A 25,784-nucleotide genomic window follows, 5' to 3' on the forward strand; every position below is an offset into this window, starting at 1 on the left:
GGTACTGGGGGTCCGGCGAGACCGAATCCCGCGAAGCTCGCCAAGTGTGCTTACGGTCGGCTCGCGGGGAGGCGAGCCTTCCGTAGGGGCTCCGGTACCGGTCTGCGAGGGGCGACCGGTCCCGGAGCCCTGTTTCGCGTCAAGCCTGGAACGCCGAAGCGTTGTCCGTGACCCAGTCCGCGTAGCTCCGCGGCGGGCGTCCGAGCGCTTCGGCCACGCCGTCGGTGATGAGGCCGGGCTGCCCGGCGAGCCGCCGGTACCTGTTCATCAACGCCTCGACGAAGGCTTCGGGAAAGCCGCGCGTGATCATGGTCTTCGCCGCCGCGTCCGCCGGAACTTCCCGGTACTGCAAGGTCCTGCCGAGCACCGTGCCGATCACCTCGACCATTTCCTCGTGGGTGAGCGATCGCGGGCCGGTCAGCTCGAGTTTCCGGCCGGTGAACTCGTCGGTCAGCAGGGCGCGGGCCAGCACGTCGGCCAGATCTCGTTCGTGCAGCGGTGCTTCGGCGAAGTTCGCGAACGGGCCGTAGACGACGTCGCCGGCGCTGATCTGGCCCGCCCAGGTCAGCCGGGTGTTGGCCGCGAAGAAGGACGCCCGCACGCTCACCCAGTCCAGCCCGCTGGCGACGGAAGCTTGTTCGGCCTCCTTGTTCCGGTCGCCCTGGAACCGCGACGGCTGGTGCTCCGCCGGTTCGTCGACGTTGGTGGCCGACAACGCGACCACTCGGCGCACGCCGTGTCGCTTCGCCAGCGCGAGCACGTCCGAGGGTGCGGCGGCCGCCGCCCGGGAGTGCAGGAAGATCCCGGTGACGCCCGCCAGGAAGGGGGCGATGCTGTCGGGAACCGACGGATCCCCTTCGACGACTTCGACGCCGGAAGGCCATCCGGACGTGGCTTTGGCGTCGCGGGTTACGGCTCGTACGGGCGCTCCAGCCTCGACGAGCTTGGCGATCAGCGGCCGCCCGACCAAGCCACTGGCCCCAGTGATCAGGTACATGACCCATCTCCTTATCGAGTGTCATACAATATGAAAACCGTATCACTTGTGAGCATGGGAACGAGATCATATGACTTTCGTAACACCCGATGGCCGGCCTCGGCGACGGAAGGTCACGGGGATCAAAGGGGCGCTGCGCGAGCTGAACAACCAGTTCGCGCTCTTCAACCACCAGCTCAGCGCCAAGGTCGCGCTCAAGCCGGTGGATTTCGACTGTCTCGAACTGCTCAACCTGCACGGTCCGCTGAGCCCGAGCGCGCTCGCGAAACAGGCGGGCCTGCACCCGGCCACCATGACCGGCGTGCTGGACCGGCTGCAACGCGCGGGCTGGGTCACCCGTGACCGCCCGCCGGACGCGGTCGACCGCCGCGCGGTCGTCGTCTCGGTGACCGGCGATCGTGACCGCGAGATGTACCGGCACCTGGCCGGGATGAACGCGAAGATGGACGACCTCTGCGACGGCTACACCGACGCCGAACTGGACCTGATCGCCGATTTCCTGGGGCGCACCACCGCGGCCGGGAAAGACGCGACCGGGGACCTGGCGGGGGAAAGCGAATAGGCGAGGTCGTCACCGCGTCAACCCCCGGCCCCGGACACCGACTACCCTGGGAAGCCGTCGGTCCGTACCGGCAAGCCACAACGACCCAGCTGGAGCGTGCACACCCGTGTTCGACACCCTCTCCGATCGGCTCACGTCCGCCCTGCAGACCCTGTCTCGCAAGGGCAGGCTCTCCGACGCCGACATCGACGCCACCGCGCGCGAGATCCGTATCGCGCTGCTCGAGGCGGATGTCGCGCTGTCGGTGGTCAAGGACTTCATCGCCCGGATCAAGGAACGCGCCAAGGGCGCCGAGGTGCACGGCGCGCTGAACCCGGCGCAGCAGGTCATCAAGATCGTCAACGAGGAACTCGTCACCATCCTCGGCGGCGAGACCAGGCGGCTCACGTTCGCGAAGAACCCGCCGACGGTCATCATGCTCGCGGGTCTCCAGGGTGCCGGTAAGACGACGCTCGCCGGAAAGCTCGCGATGTGGCTGAAGAAGCAGGGCCACGCGCCACTGCTGGTCGCCTGCGACCTCCAGCGCCCCAACGCGGTCACGCAGCTGCAGGTCGTCGGCGAGCGGGCCGGGGTCGCCACGTTCGCGCCCGAGCCCGGTAACGGCGTCGGCGACCCGGTCGACGTCGCCCGCCGCGCCATCGACGAGGCCAAGCGTGCCCAGCACGACATCGTCCTCGTCGACACCGCCGGCCGTCTCGGTGTCGACGAAGAGCTGATGAAGCAGGCCGCGGACATCCGCGACGCCGTTTCCCCGGACGAGACGCTGTTCGTCGTCGACGCGATGATCGGTCAGGACGCGGTCACCACGGCCGAGGCGTTCCGCGACGGCGTCGGCTTCACCGGCGTCGTGCTCACCAAGCTCGACGGTGACGCCCGCGGTGGTGCCGCGCTGTCGGTCCGCCAGGTCACCGGCCAGCCGATCCTGTTCGCGTCGAACGGCGAGAAGCTCGAAGACTTCGACCTCTTCCACCCGGACCGGATGGCCAGCCGGATCCTCGGCATGGGTGACGTGCTCAGCCTCATCGAGCAGGCCGAACAGCACTTCGACCAGGAGAAGGCCGAGCAGACGGCGGCCAAGCTCGGCAGCGGCCAGCTCACCCTCGAAGACTTCCTCGAGCAGATGCTCGCGGTCCGCAAGATGGGCCCGATCGGCAACCTGCTCGGCATGCTGCCCGGCGCCGGCCAGATGAAGGACCAGCTCGCGCAGGTCGACGACAAGCAGCTCGACAAGCTGCAGGCGATCATCCGCGGCATGACCCCCGCCGAGCGCGCGGACCCGAAGATCATCAACGCCTCGCGCCGCGTGCGGATCTCGAAGGGGTCCGGTGTCGCCGTCCGCGACGTCAACGACCTGGTCAACCGCTTCTTCGAGGCGCGCAAGATGATGGCGCAGATGGCGGGTCGCTTCGGCTTCGGCGGCGGGGGCGGCGGCAGCAAGACCCGCAAGGGCAAGAAGGGGAAGAAGGGCAAGGGGCGCGGCCCGACGCAGCCCAAGGTCCGCGGCGGCTTCCCCGGCGGCATGCCGATGCTGCCCCCGGGCGGGATGCCCGGCGGTCAGGGGGGACCTGGCATGCCCGACCTCTCCCAGCTCGGCGGCATGAACGACGTACCCGGGTTCGACCCGAAGAAGTTCAAGCTGCCGAAGGACAAGTAGCCCGTGGAGGCACTGCACCTGGCGGGGGTCGTCCTGCCGGACGGCGAGCACCGCGAGCTGTGGGTCACCGGCGGCCGGATCACCAGCGAACCGGTCGCCGGAGCGGAAACCGTTGTCCGGGAAGGCTTTCTCGTGCCCGGACTGGTCGACGCGCATTGCCATCCCGGGATCGGGGTCGGCGGCGCGACGACCCTCGAAGAGGCCGCCGAACAGGCGATCACCGATCGCGACGCCGGGACGCTCCTGATCCGCGACTGCGGGCTGCCGATCGACGTCCGGCCGTTGCAGGCGCGCGCCGACCTGCCGCGGATCATCCGCGCCGGACGGCACCTCGCCCTGCGCAAGCGCTACATCCCCGGCCTCGGCATCGAACTCGAAGACCCTTCCGAGCTGCCGAAGGCGGTCGCCGAACAGGCCCGTGACGGCGACGGCTGGGTCAAACTCGTCGGCGACTGGATCGACCGCGGCGTCGGCGATCTCGCGCCCCTGTGGCCCGACGACGTCCTCGCCGAGGCCATCGCGGTCGCGCACGCCGAGGGCGCCAAGGTGACGGCGCACGTGTTCGGCCAGGCCGCGTTGCCGGGCTTGATCGACGCGGGCATCGACTGCCTCGAACACGGCACGGAACTCTCCTCGGATCAGCTGGGCGTCCTCGCCGACCGCGGGATCGCCCTCGTGCCGACCCTGATCAACATCGAGAACTTCCCCGGGATCGCCGACAAGGCCGGCAAGTACCCGGTGTACGCCGATCACATGCGCGCGCTGCACGCCGGCGTCGGCGACATGGTCTCGACGGCGATCGAGGCCGGTGTCCAGGTGTACGCCGGGAGCGACGCGGGCGGCATGGTCGAGCACGGCAGGCTCGTCGACGAGATCGAGGCGCTGCACAAGGCGGGCATGTCCGCCGAACAGGCGCTGGCGTCGGCTTCGTGGGCGGCTCGCGAGTGGCTCGGCGTGCCAGGGATCGTCGACGGCGCTGCGGCGGATCTCCTTGTCTACCCCGAGGATCCGCGTGAGGACCTCGCCGTGCTGCGGCATCCGAGTCACGTCGTCCTGCGTGGCAAGATCTACGCCTGACCCGACTCCACCCGTGACCGGAGCGGCACTTAGCGTGGAGGCGTGGTGGACGACGGGCAGGCTCGCGAGCGTTTGGTGCTCGGAGCGCACTGGGGATTCGTAGCGTTCTTCGCGGGCATCGCCGGGTACCACCTCGTCACGCTCGTCATGAGCTTCGTGATGTCAGGCCGCTTCGGCGCCTACGACCCGCTCGAACTCCGTGACGTCGGCCCGCTGCTGATCCTCGCGTTCCTGCCGACCCTCGTACTCGGCCTCGGCCCCGCGGTCGGCTCCCGCGTTTGGGGGCAGGGACTCCGCACGGACTTCGGGCTCAAGCCCACCTGGCGCGACGTCCGGATCGGGCTCGCCTGCGGAGCGGCCGCGCTCGCCGCCGGCTATCTCCTCAACCTGCTCCTGCTCGCCGTGTACGGGACCGACGGCGACGACAGGACCTTCTCCGACGTCTCGCCCAGCCCGATCACCGAACTTTCCGGCACCGCCGAAGGCGACACCGTCTGGCTCGTGCTGGCCGCCGTCATCGTCGTCCTCGCCGCCCCGGTCACCGAAGAACTGCTCTTCCGCGGCACGCTCTGGAACGCGATGGGCTTCCACAGGCTGCCCTCGTGGGTGATCCTGCTGGTCACCGCGCTGATGTTCGCCCAGCTGCACGGGGAGGCCGCGCGCACGATCGCGCTGTTCGGCCAGGGCATCGCCATCGGCCTCGCGCGCTATCTTTCCGGCCGGGTGAGCGCGGCCGTCATCGCGCACGCGGCCAACAACCTCCCACCGGCTGTATTGCTCTTCGCGGCGAGGTGATCGCCGCTCGAGGCGGTTAGAGTCTGTGAGTAACCGAACGATCACCGGAGGATCGGCGTGACCGTATCTCAGCCCAGGGAGCCGATCCCCGAGGCCGCGCCGCCGGACGAACTCATCGCCGGAGGTGAGGTGGCCGAGCCCGCCACGCCACCGTCGCATCGCTGGGGATTCGGGGCCTTCCTGCTGGTGGAGGCTGTCCTGCTGGCGTCGGCGGCGTTCATCAGCGTCCTGCTCGGCGACGTCCAGCCCGGCCAGCCCCTGCCGATGCGCATGGTGCTGCTGGGCACGATGGTGCCGACGATGATCGCCGCCGGGGTCGCGCTGCTGATCACCCGGCTGCGCGGCAACGGCCCGGTCATCGACCTGCGGATCGGCTGGAGCTGGGCCGACGTCAAGGTCGGGCTCAAACTCGGAGTGCTCGGGCTCGGGTTCACCTCGCTCGCCGCGTGGGCCTGGACACAGCTGGTGGGCAACGAGAACGCGACCTCGGCGATCAGCGCGCTCGTGGAAGACCGGCGGATGTCGGTTTCGGCGGCCGTCGTGATGTTCATCTACCTGTGGCTGGTCGGGCCGATCTGCGAGGAGATCATCTACCGCGGCCTCCTGTGGGGCGCTGTCGAGCGGCTGCAATGGCGCACCGAACGCTGGGGGAGGATCGTGGCGTTCCTGGTCTCCACGGCCGTTTTCGCGGCGAGCCACCTCGAACCGCTGCGCACCACGTTGCTGCTGGTGATCGCGATCCCGATCGGGCTGGCCAGGGTGTTCACCGGACGGCTGCTCGGCAGCGTGGTCGCCCACCAGGTGAACAACTTCCTCCCGGCCGTGACGATCCTGCTCGCCTCGCTCGGGATAGCCGCGTTCTGACGGCCCATTTGCCGACGCGCATCGGCCTTCTGGCAGAATGTTCGCTTGCCTGCTTTGGCCGGACCCTCTCACCGCGCCCGAGCTCCGGACCTTCGGGTGTGCGTAGCCGTTCCCCACTCGGCTGGCGTGCGCCTTCCACATGCATCAGAGAGAACTGAGGAGTACCCACACCCGTGGCCGTCAAGATCAAGCTTCAGCGTCTCGGCAAGATCCGTGCGCCGTACTACCGCATCATCGTCGCCGACGCGCGCACCCGCCGTGATGGCAAGGCCATCGAGACGATCGGCAAGTACCACCCGAAGGAAGAGCCGAGCTTCATCGAGGTCGACACCGAGCGGGCCCAGCACTGGCTGTCCGTCGGTGCCCAGCCGACCGAGCCGGTCCAGCGCATCCTCGAGATCACCGGTGACTGGCAGAAGTTCAAGGGCCTGCCGGGCGCCGAGGGCACCCTGAAGGTCGCCGAGCCGAAGCCGTCGAAGCAGGACCTGTTCAACGCCGCGCTCGCCGCCGCCGGTGACTCGGCGTCGGCCGAGGCCACCACGCCGAAGAAGAAGTCCGCCCCGAAGAAGGCGGAAGCCGACAAGGCCGAAGCCGCCGAGGGTGACAAGGCCGAGGCGTGAGCTTCCTCGCTGACTCCCTCGAGCACCTGGTGCGCGGGATCGTCGACAACCCGGACGAGGTCCGGGTCGAGCTGCTGACCACACGTCGTGGCCGCACGCTCGAGGTGCACGTGCACCCCGACGATCTCGGCAAGGTGATCGGCCGGGGCGGTCGTACCGCGACAGCCCTGCGCACCGTCATGGGCGGCATCGGTGGCCGCGGCGTCCGTGTGGACGTCGTCGACACCGATCGCTGACCAAGGACCAACGGGATGGACGTCGTAGTCGGCCGGATCGCCAAGGCGCACGGAATCCGCGGGGAACTCGCGGTGGACGTGCGCACGGACTCGCCGGAACAGCGGTTCGCGGTCGGTTCGGCCGTCATGACGAAGCTGCGTGACGGCAGTAGCAGAAACCTCACCATCGCAGCCGCCCGCGAACACAGCGGGCGGCTGCTGGTGCGTTTCGAAGAGGTGCTGACCAGGGACGTCGCGGAGACCCTCCGCGGCGCGCTGCTGATCGCCGACACCTCCACGCTGCCGCCGACCGAAGACCCCGACGAGTTCTACGATCACGAACTCGAAGGCCTGCGGGCCGAACTCGCCGACGGCACGCTCGTCGGCAAGGTGCTCGAAATCGTGCATTCGGCGGCGGGGGAACTCCTGTCGATCGAGCACGACGGACGTGAGGTCCTGGTCCCGTTCGTGAAGGCGATCGTCCCGGCGGTCGACGTCGCGGGCGGCCGCGTGGTCCTCGACCCGCCGGAAGGCCTGCTGGACGCCTGATGCGCCTCGACGTCGTCACGATCTTCCCCGAATACCTCGACCCGCTCCGCGCCGCGCTGCTCGGCCGCGCGATCGACCGCGGCCTCATCGAGGTCGGTGTGCACGACCTGCGGAACTGGACGCACGACGTCCACCGCGCGGTCGACGACGCCCCGTACGGCGGCGGGCCCGGCATGGTGATGAAACCGCAGATCTGGGGCCCCGCCCTGGACGAAGTCTGCGGCGAGAACACCCGCCTCGTGGTCCCCACCCCCGCCGGACGGCCGTTCACCCAGGCCATGGCCCACCAGTACGCCGCCGAGGAGCACCTGGTGTTCGCCTGCGGCCGCTACGAGGGCATCGACCAGCGGGTCATCGACGACGCCGCGAAACGGATGCCCGTCGACGAGGTCTCGATCGGCGACTACGTGCTTGTCGGCGGCGAGGCCGCGGTACTGGTGATGGTCGAGGCCGTCGTCCGGCTGCTGCCCGGCGTGCTCGGCAACGCCCGTTCCGCCGAGGAGGACTCGTTCTCCGACGGCCTCCTCGAAGGCCCCAGCTACACGCGGCCGGAGGTCTGGCGAGAGCTGGCCGTGCCGGACGTCCTGCGGTCGGGCAACCACGCGCTGATCGACCGCTGGCGCCGCGACCAGGCACTGGAACGCACGATACGGCGCAGGCCAGAACTGATCGGCCGGCTGCCGGAGGGTAGTCTCGACAAGCACGATCTCCGGGTCCTCGAGCGGTTGGACGAGGGCACCGGCGAGGCCGGGTCGAGCACCTGAGTCCCGGTCTGCAATACTTGACAGGTTGGCGTGAGTGGACGCGCGAAACTTGATTGGTGCTGCAAGCACGAATCAAGGCCGCGAGGTTCGCCGGAACGCCATCAGCCCCCGGGTAGGTCGCAGTGCCCGACACTGCGCGCCCAAGCTGCACGTAAGCCATACGAAGACGAGGACGGACCACCGATGAACACCCTGGACGCGCTGGACGCGCAGTCACTGCGTTCCGACATCCCGGACTTCCGACCGGGCGACACGCTCAAGGTTCACGTCCGCGTCATCGAGGGCAACCGCGAGCGTAACCAGATCTTCCAGGGCGTCGTGCTGCGTCGCCAGGGCGGCGGCATCCGCGAGACCTTCACGGTCCGCAAGGTGTCGTTCGGCATCGGCGTGGAGCGCACCTTCCCGGTGCACTCGCCGAACATCGCCGAGGTCGAGGTCTACAAGCGCGGCGACGTCCGCCGGGCGAAGCTGTACTACCTCCGTGAGCTTCGCGGCAAGGCCGCCAAGATCAAGGAACGCCGCGAAAACCGCGAGAAGACCTCCGCCAAGTAGGTAGCCGCACGGTTACAGGTAACCTGGCGTCGTGGTCGAACCCGTGTCCCAGAACACCTCCGAAGACGAGCCCGATCGCCCCGACGAGGAGCGCCCCACTAGGGCCTCCCGACGGGGCCGGTCCGGCTCCAAGAAATTCGGCAAGGTCAACAAGAAGCGGTCGTTCTGGAAGGAACTGCCGATCCTGATCGTCGTCGCACTCGTGCTGACGATCTTGATCCAGCAGTTCCTCGCCAAGGTCTACATGATCCCCTCGGGATCGATGGAGACCACCCTGCACGGCTGCTCGGGGTGCACGGGCGACCGGATCCTGGTCGACCGGATCACGTACGACTTCACCGATCCCGGCCCGGGTGACGTGGTGGTCTTCAAGGGACCGCCCGCCTGGGTCGGCGAGATCGAGACGCCGGAGTCCGGCAACATCTTCGTCACCGGCTTCCGCGCCCTCGGATCGCTGATCGGGTTCGCGCCGCCGGACGAGCGCGACTTCGTCAAGCGGATCATCGCGGTCGGCGGCCAGACGGTGCAGTGCTGCGACAACAACCGGGTGGTCGTGGACGGCAAGGCGCTCGACGAGCCGTACGTCCACTGGGAAGAGGGCATGCCGCCCACCGAGAAGACGTTCGAGCCGGTCAAGGTGCCCGCCGGATACGTCTGGATGATGGGCGACAACCGCAACAACTCGAGCGACTCCCGGTTCCAGGGCAACGGCGGGGTGAACGGCGCCGTCCCGGTGGACAACATCATCGGCAAGGCGCGCGTCATCGTGCTCCCGCCCGGCCGCTGGGGTGGCGTTTCGGACCACAACCCGCAGGCGAACGCGCAGCCGCTGGCACTCGGTGCGCCGGCCTGGCAGCAGGGGCTTCCCCTGGGCGTCGGCATCGCCGCGGCGTGGCCCGTGGTCTTCTTCGGCAGGCGGATGTCGGCCGGAGTGCGCAAGGCGGTCGACGACCGGAGGCGGTAAGGCCTTGAGAGTTCCTGTACCGCTCATACCGGCCGAGCCGCTTCGGCCGCCGCGGGCAGTGGTGCGTGGCGACCTCTTCTGGGGGTTGCAGGGCGCGCTGGACCGGCGGGGTCTCGGCCCCGTGGCCGGTGTCGACGAGGCAGGGCGCGGTGCTTGCGCCGGCCCGCTCGTCGTGGCCGCCTGTGTCCTGCGTCCCGGCGACGCCGCCCGGCTGCCCGAACTCACCGACTCGAAGGTCCTCACGGCCAAGGCCCGCGACAGGGTCTACGACCGGGTCGTGCAGCGTGCCGTCGACTATGCGGTCATCGTCGTCCCGGCGGCCGAGGTCGACTTGTTCGGCATCCACGTCATGAACCTCGAAGGCATGCGACGTGCCGTTTCGGCGCTGCGGAACACCCCCGGCTACGTCTTGACCGACGGGTTCCGCGTGTCGGGGCTGCCCGCCCCGAGCGTCCCGGTGATCAAGGGGGACAAGGCCGTCGCCTGCGTGGCGGCGGCGTCCGTGCTGGCCAAGGTCACGCGGGACAGGATCATGGGCGACCTGCACGACGTCCACCCGCACTACGGTTTCGACGTGCACAAGGGATACAGCACGGCCGAGCACAGCGCGGCGCTGAACACGCACGGTCCGAGTCCGGTCCATCGCTGGTCGTACGCCAATGTGGCCACCGTGGCCGCCGCGCATCGGGCGCGGCCGCCTCACCCGGTCGTGCTGACCGTCGCGGCACTGGAAAACCCGAGCGTGCCGATACGTGCCCTCGGCCCCTACGTGGGTAACAATGAACGCTCCGCCGCTGGAGTGTCAGCAGAATCGCGAGGAGGGGCGCGGATTTCATGAGCGCAGAGGATCTCGAGAAGTACGAGACCGAGATGGAGCTCTCGCTTTACCGCGAGTATCGCGACATAGTCGGCCAGTTCTCGTACGTGGTGGAGACCGAGCGGCGATTCTATCTGGCCAACGCCGTCGACGTGCAGGTGCGCGACGGTGGCGGTGAGGTGTACTTCGAGGTCCGCATGTCCGACGCGTGGGTCTGGGACATGTACCGGCCCGCGAGGTTCGTCAAGCACGTCCGGGTCATCACGTTCAAGGACGTCAACGTCGAGGAACTCGACAAACCGGATCTTCGCCTGCCTGAGGACGGTCCGTTCTCCGGCTGATCTTCGGAAGTACGGGAAGGCCCCCTTCAGAGCGCTAGACGCCCTGAAGGGGGCCTTCCCGTTTCCCTAGCACGATCACCGACGATTTCCGGCTCGCACCCCTCCGCGACGTCCGAGTTATCCACAACACCCCGGTTGTCCACAGGCAGGCGAATCGAGTCTGTTCGACGGCCGGTCACCCTGGCAGCGTTGATCACACACGCACCGTGATGATCGCCGAGGGGGATCGAGATGACGAGCACGGCCGAACAGCCACCCGCCGGGGCACCGCACATCGAGCTGGGCCGATGGGGCGAAGAACTCGCCGTCCGGCATCTGGAGAAGACCGGGTATGTCGTCCTGTACCGCAACTGGCGCTGCCGGGACGGTGAACTGGATCTTGTCGCGACAGACCGAAAACGCCTCATCTTCTGCGAGGTGAAGACGAGGACGGGGGTGGGCTTCGGCACTCCGGCCGAAGCGGTGACCCCGGCCAAGGCGGACCGCATCCGCCGCCTCGCGCACCAGTGGCAGCTCAGGTTCATGATCCGCTGGTGCCCGGTCCGCTACGACATCATCGCGATCGTCGCCAGGCCCGATGCCCGGCCGAAGGTGCGGCACATCAAGGCGGCGTTCTGAATGGCGCTGGCGAAGGCCTGGTCCGTCGCGCTCATCGGCGTCGACGGCAGGATGATCGAGATCGAGGCCGACATCGGCGGTGGCTCGCCGAAGGTGACGATGGTCGGGCTGCCCGACCCAGGGCTGCGGGAGGCCAAGGACAGGGTCCGCTCAGCCGTCCGTAATTCGGGGCAGACGTGGCCGGACGAAAGAGTGATCCTCGGCCTGTCTCCGGCGAACCTGCCGAAGGTGGGGTCCGGCTACGACCTGGGCATCGCGGCCGCGGTCCTGGCCGCGACGGGGTCGGTTCCGGCCACGAAACTGCTGAACACCGTGCTGCTCGGCGAACTCGCCCTCGACGGCAGGGTGCGTGCCGTCCGCGGGGTCCTGCCGGGGCTGCTGGCGGCACGCAACGCCGGATACCGGCGCGCTGTCGTGCCCGCCGAGTCGCTGTTCGAAGCCGCCCTCGTGGACGGGCTGGAGATCGGCGGGGTAGCCCGGCTGAGCGATTTCGTGGACTGGCTCAAGGACGAAGGCGAACTAATCCGGCCCGAGCCGTTCGCTGTCCAGGAGCCGCCGCGAGTACCCGACCTCGCCGACGTCGTGGGACAGCCGGAAGCGCGCTGGGCGCTGGAGGTGGCCGCTGCGGGCGGGCATCACCTGCTCATGACCGGTCCTCCCGGGGTGGGCAAGACGATGCTCGCGAAACGCCTCCCCGGCCTCCTCCCACGACTGAGCTCCGAAGAGTCGTTGCAGGTCACCGCGGTTCATTCGATCGACGGTTCGCTCTCCCCGACCGAACCGCTGGTCACCGTGCCGCCGTTCGTCGCGCCGCATCATTCGATCAGCGTGCCCGCGCTGATCGGCGGCGGCAGCGGCCTGGCCGTTCCCGGTGCCATCAGCCGGGCGCACCGGGGCATCCTGTTCCTCGACGAGGTCTGCGAGTTCGGCCCGGAACGGCTGGAGTCGCTGCGCACGGTCCTCGAAGAGGGCGAGGTGCGGATCGCGAGGGTCAAGGGCGCCGTGCGGTACCCGGCACGCTTCCAACTGGTGCTGGCGACCAACCCCTGCCCCTGTGCCCCGACGAAAGACGCCGACTGCACCTGCTCGGCGGCCGCGCGAAGGCGGTATTTGGGCCGGCTCTCCGGACCCTTACTCGATCGGGTGGATCTGCGGGTTCGGTTGCGCCCGCTTTCCGTGCTCAGCGCGCACCTGAGCGAGCCGCCCGAGGCTTCGGCGGCTGTCCGGGAGCGGGTTCTGGAGGCGCGCGAGCGCGCTGGGAAACGCTGGGCCGAGCACGGCTGGCCGACGAACGCGGAGGTGCCCGGCCCGGCACTGCGCCGCGAATTCGCCCTGCCGTCGCAGGTCACGGCCTTGCTGGACCGCGCGCTCGAAAGGGGTGCGATCACCGCGCGCGGCGCGGACCGATGCCTTCGCATCGCTTGGACACTCACCGATCTGAAGGGTGCCGCCAAGCCGGAGGCGGACGAGGTCGCGGCGGCCCTGAACTTCCGAGAAAGGTCATCCGGATGAGTGAACTCGAAGCCGAACGCGTCGCGCGGTCGTATCTCTTGCGCGTGGCCGAGCCTCCGGCACCCGCCTTGGTGGGCTTCGTCGGCGAACACGGCCCGGTCGTCGCCGCGGAACGAGTGCGGCGTGCCGATTGCCCGCCGAAGGTGCGCGACGAGACGGCCGCGCGGCGTGCGCACGACTACGCCGAGCGGGATCTGGAGCGCGCGGCCGCAGACGAGACCCGGCTCGTCATCCCGGAAGACGGCGAGTGGCCGGCTTGGCCGTTGCTTTCGCTGGCCGTCGCCCAGGGCAGGGGTGTCTCCGGCATGGCGCCTCCGCTGGCGCTGTGGGTACGTGGCCCGGCCAGGCTCGACGAGGCGGTGGACCAGGCGATCGCGATCGTCGGCGCCCGTGCGGCGACCGAGTACGGCGAGCACAACGCGGCCGAGCTGGGGTATCACCTGGCGAGCCGGGGGATCCCGGTGTTCTCGGGGGCGGCGTACGGCATCGACGGCGCGGCCCACCGGGGCGCGCTGAGCGCGGACGGCACGACGGTCGCCCTGCTCGGCTGCGGGATCGACGCCGGATATCCGGCCCAGCACACGGCCCTGTTGCGCACCATCGGGAAGACCGGCGCGGTGGTCAGCGAGTACCCGCCGGGTACTTCGCCCGCGAGGCATCGGTTCCTCGTCAGGAACAGGCTCATCGCGGCCCTCACGGAAGGGACCGTCGTGGTCGAGGCGGGCAGGCGCAGCGGCGCACGGAACACCGCTGGCACGGCCGGGGCGTTGGGCAAGGTCGTGATGGCCATGCCGGGACCGGTGTCGTCGGGGATGTCCGCCGGCTGCCACACGCTGATCCGCGAAGGCGAGGCCACGCTGGTGACCTCGGTCGACGAGATCCTCGAGACCGCCGGACGGCTGGGGGAGCACGGCGCGGATCCGTCGAAACCGCGCCGCCGCACCGATCGGCTCGGCCCGGAGGCACTGCGAGTGCACGACGCGCTGTCCGAACGGTCAGCGAGACCCGAAGAACGGATCGCCGCCGAGTCCGGCGTGCCCGTCGAGCGCGTCCGCTCGCTCCTGCCCGAACTGGAACTCGACGGGTTCGCGGAAAGAGGTGACGCAGGGTGGCGAAGACGGGCCACCAAGACCTGACTGGCCTACACCTGAGACGCCATCCCGGCACGATCCGACCACGGACACCGCACAAGGTGCGGCGATACTTGACCATCCGCCGTACATCGCGCAGCGTGATCGGCATGCCGTCGACCGAAGGTTCCCACGGCACGGGAAAACGCGCCCGCAGACCCGATCTGCGCGCCGCCCGTGCGGCGCTGCCGGAGCCTGTCCGGAAGCTGATCGACGACTACGAGCGGCACCTTTCCCTGGAACGCGGGCTCTCCGTGCATACCGTGCGTGCCTACCTCGGCGATGTGGTGTCGCTGCTGGGCTTCGTGGACGGGAACGGCGGCCGGTTCGAGGATCTCGACATCGGGACGCTGCGCGGCTGGCTGGCCCGGCAACGCGAGGACGGGGCCGGCCGGACGACGCTGGCCAGGCGAGCGGCGGCGGCCCGCACCTTCACCGCGTGGGCTCACCGAGGCGGGGCGCTCGCGTCCGACCCGGGAGGGCGGCTGGTGGCGCCGCGCGCGCACCGCAAGCTTCCCGGGGTCCTCCGCGCGGAGCAGGCGAGCGAGGTCATGCGCTCCTCAGCCGCCGGTGCCGAACAGCGCGACCCGGTGGCTTTGAGGGACAGTGCCATCGTGGAACTGCTCTACGCGACCGGTGTGCGGGTCTCCGAACTGTGCGGGCTGGATACGGGCGACGTCGACTTCTCCCGGCGCGTCGTGCTCGTGCTGGGCAAGGGCGGCAAGGAACGCGTCGTGCCGTTCGGTGTCCCCGCCGAGGCGGCTTTGCGGGTGTGGCTGGACGAGGGCAGGGGAAAGCTCGCCGTCGAAGCGAAGGGCCAGGCAGAAGCCGCGCTCTTCCTGGGAGCGCGGGGAGGCAGGCTCGATCCGCGGGCGGCCCGCCGGGTCGTCCACGACGCCGTCGGCTCGGTTCCGGGCACGAGCGACATGGGGCCGCACGGCCTGAGGCATTCGGCGGCCACTCATCTGCTCGAAGGCGGTGCCGATCTTCGGAGCGTTCAGGAACTGCTTGGTCACGCTACGCTGGCCACAACGCAGCTCTACACTCATGTGACCGTCGATCGGCTGAAGGCGATCCACGACCGCGCGCACCCCCGGGCCCGATGATGCCGGGGAGGACTCGGCAGGTGACCCGGCGGCCCGAACCGGCGGCGCACGCGCATCCGCACGAGCACGGAGATCACGCTGAGTCGCATGCTGAGAACGGCGGTCCGATGACCGCCGACCCACATGTCACCGAAGCCGCCGGGAAACACCGTCCCGGCGGGAACGGTCCTGCCGTCGCGCCCGGAACACGGACGAGCTACGAGGTGGACGCCGGGATCCAGGCGTTGTGGCGGGAGTTCACCGAGTCGCCGGACCAGATCGTGCGCGACAGGCTCGTGCTGCACTACGCCCCGCTCGTCAAGTACGTCGCGGGCCGGGTCGGCACCGGCCTGCCGACCCACGTCGACGTCGGCGACCTGATCCAGTCCGGGATCTTCGGCCTGGTCGACGCGATCGAGAAGTTCGAACCCGCCAGGGGCCTGCGGTTCGAGACCTACGCCATGCAGCGCATCCGGGGCGCGATCCTCGACGATCTCCGGTCCCAGGACTGGGTCCCCAGGGCGGTGCGCAGCAAGGCCCGCGAAGCCGAGCGCGCGCTGGAACGCCTCGGTGCCCGCCTGAACCGCACGCCGACCGACGCCGAGCTGGCGGCCGAGCTCGAAATCAGCGTCGACGACCTGCGCGAGTTCTACGGCCAGATGCAGCTGACCAGCGTCATCGCACTGGAAGACCTGGTCGCCGCGGGCAAGGACAGCGGCTCGCTGGTCGACACCCTGCCCGACGACGGCGCCGTCGACCCGGTGGCCGTCCTGGTCGACCAGGACAACCGCCGCCAGCTGGCGCAGGCCATCGCCCAGCTCACCGAACGCGACCGGATCGTGGTCGGCCTCTACTACTTCGAGAGCCTGACCCTCGCCGAGATCGGCAAGGTCCTCGGCGTCACCGAGTCGCGGGTCAGCCAGCTGCACACCCGCGCCGTCATGCGGCTGCGCGCGAAGCTGGTCGAGCAGGCCTGACGGCCACGGGAACCATCCCGCCGGACGGGGTGTCGTCCGTCCGCACACGCTTGTCGTCCATCTGATCACGCGTGACCTCCTGTAGAGACCGCCGCAGCGACGCGACCACGGAGCACCTCCTCGACGCCATTCGGCCAGACGCGCCCACAGCCGTGACCAGACACGGGTCTCGCGTGACTGGGGGCGGGTCTCGCGTGACTGGAGGCAAAACTCGCGTGGCTGGAGGCGGAACTCGCGTGATCAGGGGCGGACGACACGCGTGATTAGACGCGGGACTCGCGTGACCGGACGCGGGACTTGCGTGACTGGGGGCGGGTCTCGCGTGACTGGGGGCGGGACTTGCGTGATCAGGGGCGGAACTCGCGTGGCCAGGGGCGGACGACACGCGTGATTAGACGCGGGACTCGCGTGACCGGACGCGGGTCTCGCGTGACCAGACACGGGACTCGCGTGATTAGACGCGGGACTTGCGTGATCAGGGGCGGGACTTGCGTGAGTCGAGGGCGCACGGGACGGGGCTCAGTCTCCTTCCCACGGTTTGAGGCGGATCTCGGACGGTTCACCGATCAACGCGAGTGGGTCGACGTACTCCTCGCCCCGCCGGACGCCGAAATGCAGGCACGCCGGTTCCGGGCAGCCCGGGTGGCCCGCGACGAGCGTTCCGAGCACCTGGCCCCGGTAGACCTGATCACCCGCGGTGACCGTCGGGGCGAGCGGTTCGTAGGTGGTGCGCAGGCCGCCGTCGTGATCGATCGAAACCACCCCGCGGCCCGCCACTTGCCCGGCGAACATCACCACTCCCTCGGCGGCCGCGAGCACGTTCGTGCCCGGCGCGGCGGCGAGGTCGACACCCCGGTGGCCGGGGCCGTACGGCGTCGACGGCGGCTCGAAGTACCTGGTGACGCTCGGTGCCGGAGAAAGCGGCCAGGAGAGGCGCCCTTGCGGCGAAGGCGCGCCTCTGGCCGTTCCCGGCGTCGCCGAAGCGGCCAAGAGCGCGAGCACGGTCGCGAGGATCGCGAGGCGGGGAAGGCCTCGCGGGCGTCCCGGGCGGCGGTGCCTGCCACCGGTGCGGTCGATCGCGAAAGAATGCCTGGTGACAGGGCGGGAACAGGTCGTCGGTGTCATGTGTTCCAGCTTGCGGGCACGGCGTGGCGTGCGGGGCGCGCCGGTGGAATCTGTGGATAACCGAGGCGGTTGTGGACAACCCCTCTCATCAGGGGCTGCCGGTGCGGTGCCCGGTGGCGACAGGGAGTAGACTCTTTTGCGCGGTCCGCGGCAGCGGACTGACTTCGCGTGCACGTGCGCGCTCCCGATGGCCGATCTCCTCACGGAGGGTCAGGACAAGCGGGGGCACACGGTCCGGCGGTCCTCGGGGTCACTTCACTCCCGGGTCCGGACCCGAGCATCTGTACCAGGGCGATCGGCCACCCGGCCGAGAGCGACGAACCGAGCAAGCGCGTTCCGGCGGAGCCGGGCGCGCACGACACAGAAGAGGTTGATTCCGGCAATGGCCGTCGTCACCATGAAGCAGCTGCTCGACAGCGGCGTCCACTTCGGGCACCAGACCCGTCGGTGGAACCCGAAGATGAAGCGCTACATCTTCACCGAGCGCAATGGCATCTACATCATCGACTTGCAGCAGACGCTGACGTACATCGACCGTGCGTTCGAGTTCATCAAGGAAACCGTCGCGCACGGCGGCACCATCATGTTCGTCGGCACGAAGAAGCAGGCTCAGGAAGCCATCGCTTCCGAGGCCGCGCGCGTGGGCATGCCCTACGTGAACCAGCGCTGGCTCGGCGGCATGCTGACCAACTTCCAGACGGTGCACAAGCGTCTTCTCCGCCTGAAGGAGCTCGAGTCGCAGGAGCAGACCGGCGGCTTCGCCGGCCTGACCAAGCGAGAGATCCTCACGCTCACCCGTGAGAAGGACAAGCTCGAGAAGACCCTCGGCGGTATCCGCGACATGGCCAAGGTGCCCAGCATCGTGTGGATCGTCGACACGAAGAAGGAGCACATCGCCGTCGGCGAGGCTCGCAAGCTGAACATCCCGGTCGTCGCGATCCTGGACACCAACTGCGACCCCGACGAGGTCGACTACCCGATTCCGGGTAACGACGACGCGATCCGTTCGGCCGCGCTGCTGACCAAGGTCGTGGCCGAGGCCGCCGCCGCCGGTCTGATGGCCCGCTCCAGCCGCAACGGTTCTTCCGCCGACACCAAGCCCGAGGCAGGCGTCGCCACGGGCGAGCCGCTGGCCGAGTGGGAGAAGGAGCTGCTCGCCGGCTCCGAGACCGCCGCCGCGGACGCCAAGGAAGCCGCCGCCGCGACCGGCGCGGCCACCGAGGCCACCGAGGCCCCGGCTGAGGCTCCGGCAGAGGTCCCGGCCGAGCAGGCCACCGCCTCCTCCTGATCCACCCGCTTGTGGGGCCGCCTCCGGGCGGCCCCACAAGTACCTCCCCAAAAGACTTTCTCGTACCTGAAAAGGACGGATACACCCACGATGGCGAACTACACCGCCGCAGACGTGAAGCGTCTCCGCGAGCTGACCGGCTCCGGCATGATGAACTGTAAGAAGGCGCTGGAGGAGAACGACGGCGACTTCGACAAGGCCGTCGAGTTCCTGCGCATCAAGGGCGCCAAGGACGTCGGCAAGCGCGCCGAGCGCGCCACCGCCGAAGGCCTCGTCGCCGGCGACGGCGGCGTGCTGATCGAGCTCGACTCCGAGACCGACTTCGTCGCGAAGAACGAGGACTTCCAGGCCCTCGCCGCGAAGATCGTCGAGGTCGCGAAGGCCGAGAAGACCAGCGACGTCGAGAAGCTGAAGGCCGCCTCGCTCGACGGCAAGACCGTCGACGAGCAGGTCCAGGCGATGGCCGCCCGTATCGGCGAGAAGCTCGAGCTGCGCCGTGTCGCCGCCTACGAAGGCACCACCACCACGTACCTGCACCGTCGCGGTGCGGACCTCCCGCCCGCCGTCGGCGTGCTCATCGAGTACACCGGTGAAGGCGAAGCCGCCGCCGAGGCCGCTCGCGGTGCCGCCATGCAGGTCGCCGCGCTGAAGGCCAAGTACCTCACCCGTGACGAGGTCCCGGCCGAGATCGTCGACAACGAGCGCCGCGTCGCCGAGGCGACCGCCCGCGAAGAGGGCAAGCCGGAGCAGGCCATGCCCAAGATCATCGAGGGCAAGGTCAACGCCTACTACAAGGACAACGTCCTGCTCGAGCAGCCGTCGGTCAAGGACAACAAGAAGACCGTCAAGGCCCTGCTCGACGAGGCCGGCGTGACCGTGAGCCGGTTCGCCCGGTTCGAGGTCGGCCAGGCCTGATCCAGGCGCGGAACACAAGAACCACCACTGTGCCCCGTCTCCGTCCATCGGGGACGGGGCACAGTCGGGTTTCAGAGCATGAGGGAGGGCGACATGGGTGTCCGGGTCGAAGGCGGATACCGGCGGGTGCTGCTGAAACTGGGCGGCGAGATGTTCGGCGGCGGTTCCATCGGGGTTGATCCGGATGTGGTGCACTCGGTCGCTCAGCAGATCGCCGACGTCGCCCGCACGGGCGTGCAGATCGCCGTCGTGATCGGCGGCGGCAACTACTTCCGCGGCGCGGAGCTGTCGCAGCGCGGCATGGACCGTGACCGCGCCGACTACATGGCGATGCTCGGCACCGTCATGAACTGCTTGGCGCTGCAGGACTTCCTGGAGAAGGAGGGCCTGCCCACCCGCGTGCAGACCGCCATCACCATGGGGCAGGTCGCCGAGCCGTACATCCCGCGCCGCGCCGAGCGTCACCTGGAAAAGGGCCGCGTCGTCATCTTCGGCGCCGGGGTCGGCATGCCGTACTTCTCGACCGACACCGCTGCCGCGCAGCGCGCGCTCGAACTCGGCTGCGAAGCCGTCTTGATGGCGAAGGCCGTCGACGGCGTCTACACCGCGGACCCGAAGAGCGATCCGACCGCCGAGATGTTCCACGAGATCAGTCACCGCGAGGTGCTGGAACGGGACCTCAAGGTCGCCGACGCCACCGCGTTCAGCCTGTGCATGGACAACAACATGCCGATCATCGTGTTCAATCTGCTCACCGAGGGGAACATCGCCCGCGCGGTCAGCGGTGAGAGGATCGGCACCCTGGTCGACACCCCCGCCGACGGGGTGTCCGCGTAGTCCTGCTCTGATCTTCGCAATCGGTACGCATACACAACAACGGGAGTTGCCGTGATCGACGAGACCCTCCTCGACGCCGAGGAGAAGATGGAAAAAGCGGTGTCCGTCGCCAAGGAGGACCTGTCGTCGGTACGCACCGGCCGGGCCCACCCTGGGATGTTCTCGCGCGTTGTCGTCGACTACTACGGCGCGCCGACCCCGCTGAACCAGCTGGCGGGAGTCAACATCCCCGAAGCCCGGATGGCGTTGATCAAGCCTTACGACCAGACCTCGCTCAACGCCATCGAGAAGGCGATCCGCGAGTCGGACCTCGGCGTCAACCCGAGCAACGACGGCAACGTGATCCGCATCGTCATCCCGCAGCTCACCGAAGAGCGCCGCAAGGAGATGGTGAAGGTCGCCAAGGCCAAGGGTGAGGACGCCCGCGTCTCGATCCGCAGCGTCCGCCGCAAGGCCAAGGAAGAGCTGGACCGGATCAAGAAGGACGGCGAGGCAGGCGAGGACGAGGTCGTCCACGCCGAGAAGGAACTGCAGAACCTCACCGACTCGTACACGCACAAGGTCGACGAGCTCGTGAAACACAAGGAAGCCGAGCTACTCGAGGTCTGATGAGCCAGGTGAGCGAGGAACGCGAGGACCGGGTGGACGCCCCGGAACCGGTTCCGGCCACGGTGCCGGATTCAGAAACCGTGCCGGAACCGGCGCAGAAGGTTTCCCGCGCCGGCCGTAACCTGCCCGCCGCGATCGGGGTCGGGCTGGTGCTGGGGGCGGCGATCGTGACGTCCCTGCTCACCGTGCGCTATCTGTTCATCGGCATCATCGCGATCGCGATCGCGGTCGGCACGATCGAGCTGGCCGGGGCACTGAAGCGCGCGGCGGGCATCCGGATCGCACTGGTCCCGGTGCTCGTCGGCGGCCAGGCGATGATCTGGCTGGCTTGGCCGTACGGCCGCGAAGGCGCGTTGACGGCGTTCGTGCTGACGGTGCTCGTCTGCCTGCTGTGGCGGTTGCCCGGCGGCGCGGACGGCTATCTGCGCGACATCAGCGCGTCGGTCTTCGCCGCCGCGTACATCCCGCTTTTCGGTGCCTTCGCCGCCATGCTCGTCCCGCCCGAGGACGGTGTCGGCCGGGTTCTGGCGTTCATGATCGGTGTCGTCGCCTCGGACACCGGCGGCTACATCGCCGGCGTGCTGGGCGGCAAGCATCCGATGGCCCCCAGCATCAGCCCGAAGAAGACCTGGGAAGGCTTCGCCGGGTCGCTCGTGGCCGGTGTGGTCGCCGGTGCGCTGACGCTGAGTCTGCTGCTCGACGGCCACGCCTGGCAGGGCGTGCTGTTCGGTGCGGCGATCGTCTGCACCGCGACGCTGGGCGATCTCGTCGAGTCGCTGATCAAACGCGACCTCGGGGTCAAGGACATGGGGAACATGCTGCCGGGGCACGGCGGGCTGATGGACCGGCTCGACTCGTTGCTCCCGTCGGCCGTCGTCTCCTGGTTGCTGCTCTCGGCCTTCGTCCCGGTTTAGCCGCGACCTCATGTGACAAGTCAGGGCGGCTGGGCCAAGGTCGAAGTATGCGAACTCGACGGATGGGTAAGCGAATTTCGGCCCTGGCCCTGAGCTTGATGACGTTCGGGGCCCTGACTACAGCCGTGGCGGAAGCGGGCGAAAGCCCGGTCGTCCGCACGGATTCCGGTCCTGTTCGCGGCGTGAGTACCAGCGAATACCGGAGTTTCCAAGGCATTCCGTTCGCCGCGCCGCCGGTCGGCGGCCTGCGTTGGGCGCCGCCGCAAAGACCCGCTTCGTGGACGGCCGTGCGGGACGCGAGCAAGCCCGGGCCTCGGTGCGCGCAGGGCGCGGGGATCGGTTCGGACCCGAGCGACACCGAGGATTGCCTGTACCTCAACGTGACCAGCCCGGCCAAGCCGACGCACAAGCCGCGTCCGGTGATGGTCTGGGTGCACGGTGGTGGCTTCACCTCCGGCGCCGGCAGCGACTACGACTTCAAGCGCATGGCCCTCGGCGGGGACGTCGTCGTGGTGACCGTGAACTACCGGCTGGGCGTGTTCGGCTTCTTCGGCCACCCGGAGCTCGGACGCGACTCCGGCGTCTTCGGCCTCCAGGACCAGCAGGCCGCTCTTCGCTGGGTGCAGCGCAACGCCCGTGCTTTCGGGGGAGATCCCCGGAACGTCACGCTGTTCGGTGAGTCCGCCGGCGGGATGAGCACGTGCGCCCAGCTGACCTCCCCGTCGGCCGCGGGTCTGTTCCACCGCGCGATCATCCAGAGCGGTCCGTGCACGCTGACCTGGCCCGACGGCGGATTCTTCCCGGGTGCGCCCGCGGGGTCGCCGTACCTTCCCCGCGCCGAAGCCGAGGCGTCGGGTACCGACGTCGCGAAGAAGCTGGGCTGTGCCGACGTCGACTGTCTTCGCCGCATCCCGGCCAAGGATCTGCTGAGTCAGCCGGCCGGGGCGCCCACGTACGGCACCGATCTGCTGCCGGAGCATCCTGCGGCCGCCCTCCGCGAAGGCCACTTCGCCCGTGTGCCGGTGCTGACCGGGATCACGAGGAACGAGTCGAGGCTGCTCGTCGCGCTGTTCCCCGGACATCCGTTCACTGAAGAGCACTACCAAGAGCTGTTGCGCACCGCGTTCAAGGACAAGGCGCCGCTGGTCGCCGCCGAGTACCCCTCGGCGAAGCACGGCGGCCCGGCGATGGCGTTCGCGGACGCCATGACCGACCGGAGCTGGGGGTGTCCTCAGGCGGGGAACGAGCGGTTGCTGCGCGAGCGCACCCGGACCTTCGGCTACGAGTTCGCCGATCAGGACGCTCCGCCGCTTCTTCCGGCTCCTCCGGGAATGGTTCCCGGCGCTTCCCATGGATCCGAATTGGCTTATTTGTCTGATATGACCCCGTCCCCGGGGAAATTGACGCCCGCGCAACAGAAGCTCGCGGGGCAAATGATTCAGTACTGGACCGGGTTCGCCCGGACCGGGAATCCGAACGGTGAAGACCTGCCGAAGTGGCGCCCCACGCCGCGGACGCAGTCGCTGGCGCCGGGCGAGATCGGCCCGGTCGACCTGACGTCCGTGCACAACTGCGGGTTCTGGGCGGGTCTCTGACGAAAGAGCCGGGGTGACCACGTGGTCACCCCGGCTCTTCGTTCAGTCGTCGTAAGGATCGTCGACTTCGGCGCTGCCCCAGCCCTCGACCGCCCGGGAGTGGTCGATCACGGCGAACACCGAACCGTCCGGGTCGGCGAGGATCGCCATCCGGCCGTACGGGGTGTCGTAGGGCTGGACCACGACGGCGCCGCCGAGCATCAAGGCCTGTCCCGCCGTGGCGTCCGCGCCCCGGGCCGGGTCGAGTTCGAGGTAGACCATCCAGTGCGGAGGAGTGTCCGGCCGGTATTCCGAGCCCATCACGTACCGGTACAGCACCGGTTCGTGCTCGATGAGCCATTCGGCGTAGTCGAGCGACGTGCCGTCGCCGATCTGGTGGCTGGTGTAGTCGAAGAGGCGGCAGTAGAAGTGATCCGCCGCCGCGCCGTCGTGGGTGTTGAGGTCGGCGCCGCTGAAGGTGTTGGGCACGCCCGTCGCGAACTCCCAGGTGGCGGGCGGTTCCCAGAAGACGACGTGCGCGCCGCACGCGTCGATGGCGTGGATGATGTTGCCGCGGTGGGGAATCGCCATCGGACCGAGCGTGACCCGGCCACCGAGACTGTCCACCCACTCCGCGGCCGCGGCCGCCTGCGGCACCGAGATGTGAATGCTCCAGCCGTACGGTCCCTCCGCGCCCGCGCGGTACAGACCGCCGGTCGGGACGCCGTTCAGCGTCGCGATCGAGTATCGGCCGGTCGGCGTCGCCGGATCACGCTGAACGGCGAATTCCCAGTCGAATAGTCCGCTGTAGAAGGCTTGTACGGCCGCTTCGTCTCTGCATGCGAGTTCGATCCAGCACGGGATTCCTGAAGGGATGACGGAAGTGTGGGCGGCCGAACCAAGCGACATGCGGTTCTCCCTTAGCGGTGGGAGTAAAGTCTAGTCGCTATCCGCATTGTTTCCGTGAAAGATTTCGAACCTGGATGGCCCGGAACCCGGCCCGGTGTCCCATCGTTGGAGCTTCCGTGCGCTGGTTTCCCCGAGCTGTCTCCGCCTTCCGCCGCGGCGAGGAAGTGCTGCCGAGCCCGAATATCTGGTACTACCAAAAGGCTTACGAGGTCGAGAACCGTGCGCAGGACGTCGGGGACGAGATCTGGCGGGTGCTCGCCGGGTACCGCGACTGGGCCGGGGCGGACGTGCTCGACATCGGCTGTGGTGACGGGTTCCACCTGCCCCGGTTCGCCGCGACCGCGCGGTCGGTGCTCGGGATCGAACCCCACGAGCCGCTCGCCCGTGACGCGCGGCACCGCGTCGAGGACCTGCCGAACGTCGAAGTGCGGCAAGGCCGTGCGCAGCGGCTTCCGGTGCCGGACGAGGCTTTCGACGTCGTTCACGCCCGGACCGCCTACTTCTTCGGCCCTGGTTGTGAGCCCGGCCTTCGTGAAGCGGAGCGGGTGCTGCGGCCCGGTGGGACGCTGCTGATCGTGGATCTCGATGTGGCGAGTGAGCCCTACGGACGCTGGATGCGACTGGATCTGCCGCACTACGACCCGCCGGGAGTCGAGAAGTTCTTCACCCGCCAGGGATTCGACTGCCGCAAGGTGATGACGCGGTGGCTGTTCGAGGACGCCGCCGCGATGGAAGCGGTGCTGAAGATCGAGTTCAGCGCTCCGGTCGCGGCGAAGGCGATCGCGGAGGTCCGGCGCCTGAGCGAGGTTTCGTCAGGCGTCGGTGCGGAGCAGGTGACGGTGCCGGTGGGCTATCGCGTCCATGCGCGGACCAAGCCCACCGGCCTCGTCGTCCCAGGTCACTCCGCGTCCTCGGCGGATGCCGTGCCCGGAGTGGTGTCGTCGGCCTCGCCGAGGATGCCGTAGATCGTCCGGCGTGCCTCGTTGAGGACGTCGACGGTGCGGGCCTGCTGGGCTTCGCTGCCGGCGTGCATGACCTGCGCGACGGCCGCGGCCAGGGTCGCCCCCGCCTTGCGCAGGTTCACCTCGACCGGGTCGACGTCGTGGGCGATCTGCTCCCACGGCGGGACGGCGTCCTGCTGCTCGGCCGCGGCGCGGCCGGATTCGGTGAGTTCGAACAGCTTCTTGCCGCTCTCGTCCTTGCTGATCACCAGGCCTTCGTCGGCCAGCATCTGCAGGGTCGGGTAGACCGAGCCGGGGCTCGGCTTCCAGAAGCCGCCGCTGCGCTCGCCGATCTCGCGGATGATCTCGTAACCGTGCCTCGGCTGCTCGGACAGCAGCGCGAGGATCGCGGCGCGGACGTCACCGCGTTTGCCGCGCCGTCCGCCGGGGCGGCCGTGCCGATGCCGGTGGCCCGGCCCGCCCGGACCCGGGGGGAAGTCGCCGAAGCCGCCGCGAGCCCAGGGCCCGAAGGCGGGTCGGCCGTGTTCTGAAGGGAAAGGTCGTCGTCGCATGATGTGA

At 69.1% G+C, this 25,784-nt stretch carries 29 protein-coding genes; 25 read left to right on the top strand and 4 right to left on the bottom strand.

Going from position 1 to position 25,784, the window contains the following annotated elements; genetic code table 11:
* Positions 1-139: 139 nt before the first annotated feature.
* The gene (locus ACZ6YV_RS27185) at positions 140-997 is read right to left on the bottom strand and encodes an NAD(P)H-binding protein (protein WP_465512302.1); all 858 of its coding nucleotides are present in this window, start codon (positions 995-997) and stop codon (positions 140-142) included.
* Positions 998-1,067: 70 nt separating this feature from the next.
* On the opposite strand from ACZ6YV_RS27185, the gene ACZ6YV_RS27190 reads away from it, so the two are divergent.
* From ACZ6YV_RS27190 to ACZ6YV_RS27275, 18 genes are all read left to right on the top strand, one after another.
* A complete protein-coding gene (locus ACZ6YV_RS27190; protein ID WP_378241154.1) occupies positions 1,068-1,559 on the top strand; it encodes a MarR family transcriptional regulator in 492 nt (163 codons plus the stop codon).
* Positions 1,560-1,665: 106 nt separating this feature from the next.
* Positions 1,666-3,213 carry a signal recognition particle protein gene (gene ffh, locus ACZ6YV_RS27195; RefSeq protein ID WP_465512303.1) on the top strand — a complete coding sequence of 516 codons (1,548 nt, stop codon included), beginning with the start codon at positions 1,666-1,668 and terminating at the stop codon, positions 3,211-3,213.
* A gap of 3 nt (positions 3,214-3,216) precedes the next feature.
* Positions 3,217-4,290 carry an amidohydrolase family protein gene (locus ACZ6YV_RS27200; protein ID WP_465512304.1) on the top strand — a complete coding sequence of 358 codons (1,074 nt, stop codon included), beginning with the start codon at positions 3,217-3,219 and terminating at the stop codon, positions 4,288-4,290.
* A 45-nt stretch (positions 4,291-4,335) separates the two neighbouring features.
* The gene (locus ACZ6YV_RS27205; protein WP_465512471.1) at positions 4,336-5,085 is read left to right on the top strand and encodes a lysostaphin resistance A-like protein; all 750 of its coding nucleotides are present in this window, start codon (positions 4,336-4,338) and stop codon (positions 5,083-5,085) included.
* 57 nt (positions 5,086-5,142) lie between these two features.
* On the top strand, positions 5,143-5,949 hold the full coding sequence (locus ACZ6YV_RS27210) for a CPBP family intramembrane glutamic endopeptidase (RefSeq protein WP_378241157.1): 807 nt from the start codon (positions 5,143-5,145) through the stop codon (positions 5,947-5,949).
* Between the two features lie 173 nt (positions 5,950-6,122).
* Complete coding sequence (gene rpsP / locus ACZ6YV_RS27215; RefSeq protein WP_005154724.1) at positions 6,123-6,569, top strand: 30S ribosomal protein S16; 447 nt, start codon at positions 6,123-6,125, stop codon at positions 6,567-6,569.
* A complete protein-coding gene (locus tag ACZ6YV_RS27220; protein ID WP_003103110.1) occupies positions 6,566-6,805 on the top strand; it encodes an RNA-binding protein in 240 nt (79 codons plus the stop codon). Before rpsP ends, ACZ6YV_RS27220 begins: the two co-directional genes overlap by 4 nt.
* Positions 6,806-6,820: 15 nt before the next feature.
* The gene (rimM, locus tag ACZ6YV_RS27225) at positions 6,821-7,333 is read left to right on the top strand and encodes a ribosome maturation factor RimM (RefSeq protein WP_364033747.1); all 513 of its coding nucleotides are present in this window, start codon (positions 6,821-6,823) and stop codon (positions 7,331-7,333) included.
* Positions 7,333-8,097, top strand: coding sequence for a tRNA (guanosine(37)-N1)-methyltransferase TrmD (gene trmD / locus ACZ6YV_RS27230; protein ID WP_465512305.1), 765 nt, complete (start codon positions 7,333-7,335; stop codon positions 8,095-8,097). Before rimM ends, trmD begins: the two co-directional genes overlap by 1 nt.
* 183 nt (positions 8,098-8,280) lie before the next feature.
* On the top strand, positions 8,281-8,649 hold the full coding sequence (gene rplS / locus ACZ6YV_RS27235) for a 50S ribosomal protein L19 (RefSeq protein WP_465512306.1): 369 nt from the start codon (positions 8,281-8,283) through the stop codon (positions 8,647-8,649).
* Between the two features lie 31 nt (positions 8,650-8,680).
* On the top strand, positions 8,681-9,613 hold the full coding sequence (gene lepB / locus ACZ6YV_RS27240) for a signal peptidase I (RefSeq protein ID WP_465512307.1): 933 nt from the start codon (positions 8,681-8,683) through the stop codon (positions 9,611-9,613).
* A 58-nt stretch (positions 9,614-9,671) separates the two neighbouring features.
* On the top strand, positions 9,672-10,451 hold the full coding sequence (locus tag ACZ6YV_RS27245) for a ribonuclease HII (protein ID WP_465512472.1): 780 nt from the start codon (positions 9,672-9,674) through the stop codon (positions 10,449-10,451).
* On the top strand, positions 10,448-10,771 hold the full coding sequence (locus ACZ6YV_RS27250) for a DUF2469 domain-containing protein (RefSeq protein ID WP_003096226.1): 324 nt from the start codon (positions 10,448-10,450) through the stop codon (positions 10,769-10,771). Before ACZ6YV_RS27245 ends, ACZ6YV_RS27250 begins: the two co-directional genes overlap by 4 nt.
* Positions 10,772-11,002: 231 nt before the next feature.
* On the top strand, positions 11,003-11,389 hold the full coding sequence (locus tag ACZ6YV_RS27255; RefSeq protein ID WP_465512308.1) for a YraN family protein: 387 nt from the start codon (positions 11,003-11,005) through the stop codon (positions 11,387-11,389).
* Positions 11,390-12,901, top strand: a complete 1,512-nt coding sequence (locus ACZ6YV_RS27260) for a YifB family Mg chelatase-like AAA ATPase (RefSeq protein ID WP_465512309.1) — start codon at positions 11,390-11,392, stop codon at positions 12,899-12,901. It begins immediately after the preceding gene.
* Positions 12,898-14,037: a DNA-processing protein DprA gene (gene dprA, locus ACZ6YV_RS27265; RefSeq protein ID WP_465512310.1), complete on the top strand. Its 1,140-nt coding sequence runs from the start codon at positions 12,898-12,900 to the stop codon at positions 14,035-14,037. The genes ACZ6YV_RS27260 and dprA overlap by 4 nt, the downstream gene beginning before the upstream one ends.
* Before the next feature lie 104 nt (positions 14,038-14,141).
* Positions 14,142-15,137: a tyrosine recombinase XerC gene (locus tag ACZ6YV_RS27270; RefSeq protein ID WP_465512311.1), complete on the top strand. Its 996-nt coding sequence runs from the start codon at positions 14,142-14,144 to the stop codon at positions 15,135-15,137.
* 20 nt (positions 15,138-15,157) lie between these two features.
* Positions 15,158-16,093 carry a FliA/WhiG family RNA polymerase sigma factor gene (locus tag ACZ6YV_RS27275; RefSeq protein ID WP_465512312.1) on the top strand — a complete coding sequence of 312 codons (936 nt, stop codon included), beginning with the start codon at positions 15,158-15,160 and terminating at the stop codon, positions 16,091-16,093.
* A gap of 519 nt (positions 16,094-16,612) precedes the next feature.
* Here ACZ6YV_RS27275 and ACZ6YV_RS27280 read toward each other — a convergent pair.
* The gene (locus tag ACZ6YV_RS27280) at positions 16,613-17,218 is read right to left on the bottom strand and encodes a murein hydrolase activator EnvC family protein (protein WP_465512313.1); all 606 of its coding nucleotides are present in this window, start codon (positions 17,216-17,218) and stop codon (positions 16,613-16,615) included.
* Between the two features lie 382 nt (positions 17,219-17,600).
* On the opposite strand from ACZ6YV_RS27280, the gene rpsB reads away from it, so the two are divergent.
* From rpsB to ACZ6YV_RS27310, 6 genes are all read left to right on the top strand, one after another.
* Positions 17,601-18,506, top strand: a complete 906-nt coding sequence (gene rpsB, locus ACZ6YV_RS27285; protein WP_465512314.1) for a 30S ribosomal protein S2 — start codon at positions 17,601-17,603, stop codon at positions 18,504-18,506.
* 90 nt (positions 18,507-18,596) lie between these two features.
* Positions 18,597-19,421: a translation elongation factor Ts gene (gene tsf, locus ACZ6YV_RS27290; protein WP_378241170.1), complete on the top strand. Its 825-nt coding sequence runs from the start codon at positions 18,597-18,599 to the stop codon at positions 19,419-19,421.
* Positions 19,422-19,514: 93 nt separating this feature from the next.
* Positions 19,515-20,258 (top strand): UMP kinase, encoded by a 744-nt coding sequence (gene pyrH, locus ACZ6YV_RS27295; protein ID WP_016336220.1) that lies wholly within the window; start codon positions 19,515-19,517, stop codon positions 20,256-20,258.
* A 51-nt stretch (positions 20,259-20,309) separates the two neighbouring features.
* The gene (gene frr, locus ACZ6YV_RS27300; protein ID WP_101609641.1) at positions 20,310-20,867 is read left to right on the top strand and encodes a ribosome recycling factor; all 558 of its coding nucleotides are present in this window, start codon (positions 20,310-20,312) and stop codon (positions 20,865-20,867) included.
* Positions 20,867-21,781 carry a phosphatidate cytidylyltransferase gene (locus ACZ6YV_RS27305; RefSeq protein WP_465512315.1) on the top strand — a complete coding sequence of 305 codons (915 nt, stop codon included), beginning with the start codon at positions 20,867-20,869 and terminating at the stop codon, positions 21,779-21,781. Before frr ends, ACZ6YV_RS27305 begins: the two co-directional genes overlap by 1 nt.
* Before the next feature lie 98 nt (positions 21,782-21,879).
* Complete coding sequence (locus tag ACZ6YV_RS27310; protein ID WP_465512316.1) at positions 21,880-23,376, top strand: carboxylesterase/lipase family protein; 1,497 nt, start codon at positions 21,880-21,882, stop codon at positions 23,374-23,376.
* Between the two features lie 42 nt (positions 23,377-23,418).
* Here ACZ6YV_RS27310 and ACZ6YV_RS27315 read toward each other — a convergent pair whose 3' ends face one another.
* Complete coding sequence (locus ACZ6YV_RS27315) at positions 23,419-24,264, bottom strand: VOC family protein (protein ID WP_465512317.1); 846 nt, start codon at positions 24,262-24,264, stop codon at positions 23,419-23,421.
* A 116-nt stretch (positions 24,265-24,380) separates the two neighbouring features.
* Between ACZ6YV_RS27315 and ACZ6YV_RS27320 the strand changes: the two genes are divergently transcribed.
* Positions 24,381-25,229, top strand: coding sequence for a class I SAM-dependent methyltransferase (locus ACZ6YV_RS27320; RefSeq protein ID WP_465512318.1), 849 nt, complete (start codon positions 24,381-24,383; stop codon positions 25,227-25,229).
* Here the strand turns inward: ACZ6YV_RS27320 and ACZ6YV_RS27325 are convergent.
* A complete protein-coding gene (locus tag ACZ6YV_RS27325; RefSeq protein ID WP_465512319.1) occupies positions 25,163-25,777 on the bottom strand; it encodes a PadR family transcriptional regulator in 615 nt (204 codons plus the stop codon). The two genes, ACZ6YV_RS27320 and ACZ6YV_RS27325, sit on opposite strands and share 67 nt — an antisense overlap.
* Between the last annotated feature and the right edge of the window lie 7 nt (positions 25,778-25,784).

It is taken from the genome of Amycolatopsis sp. NPDC102522 (assembly GCF_055584485.1).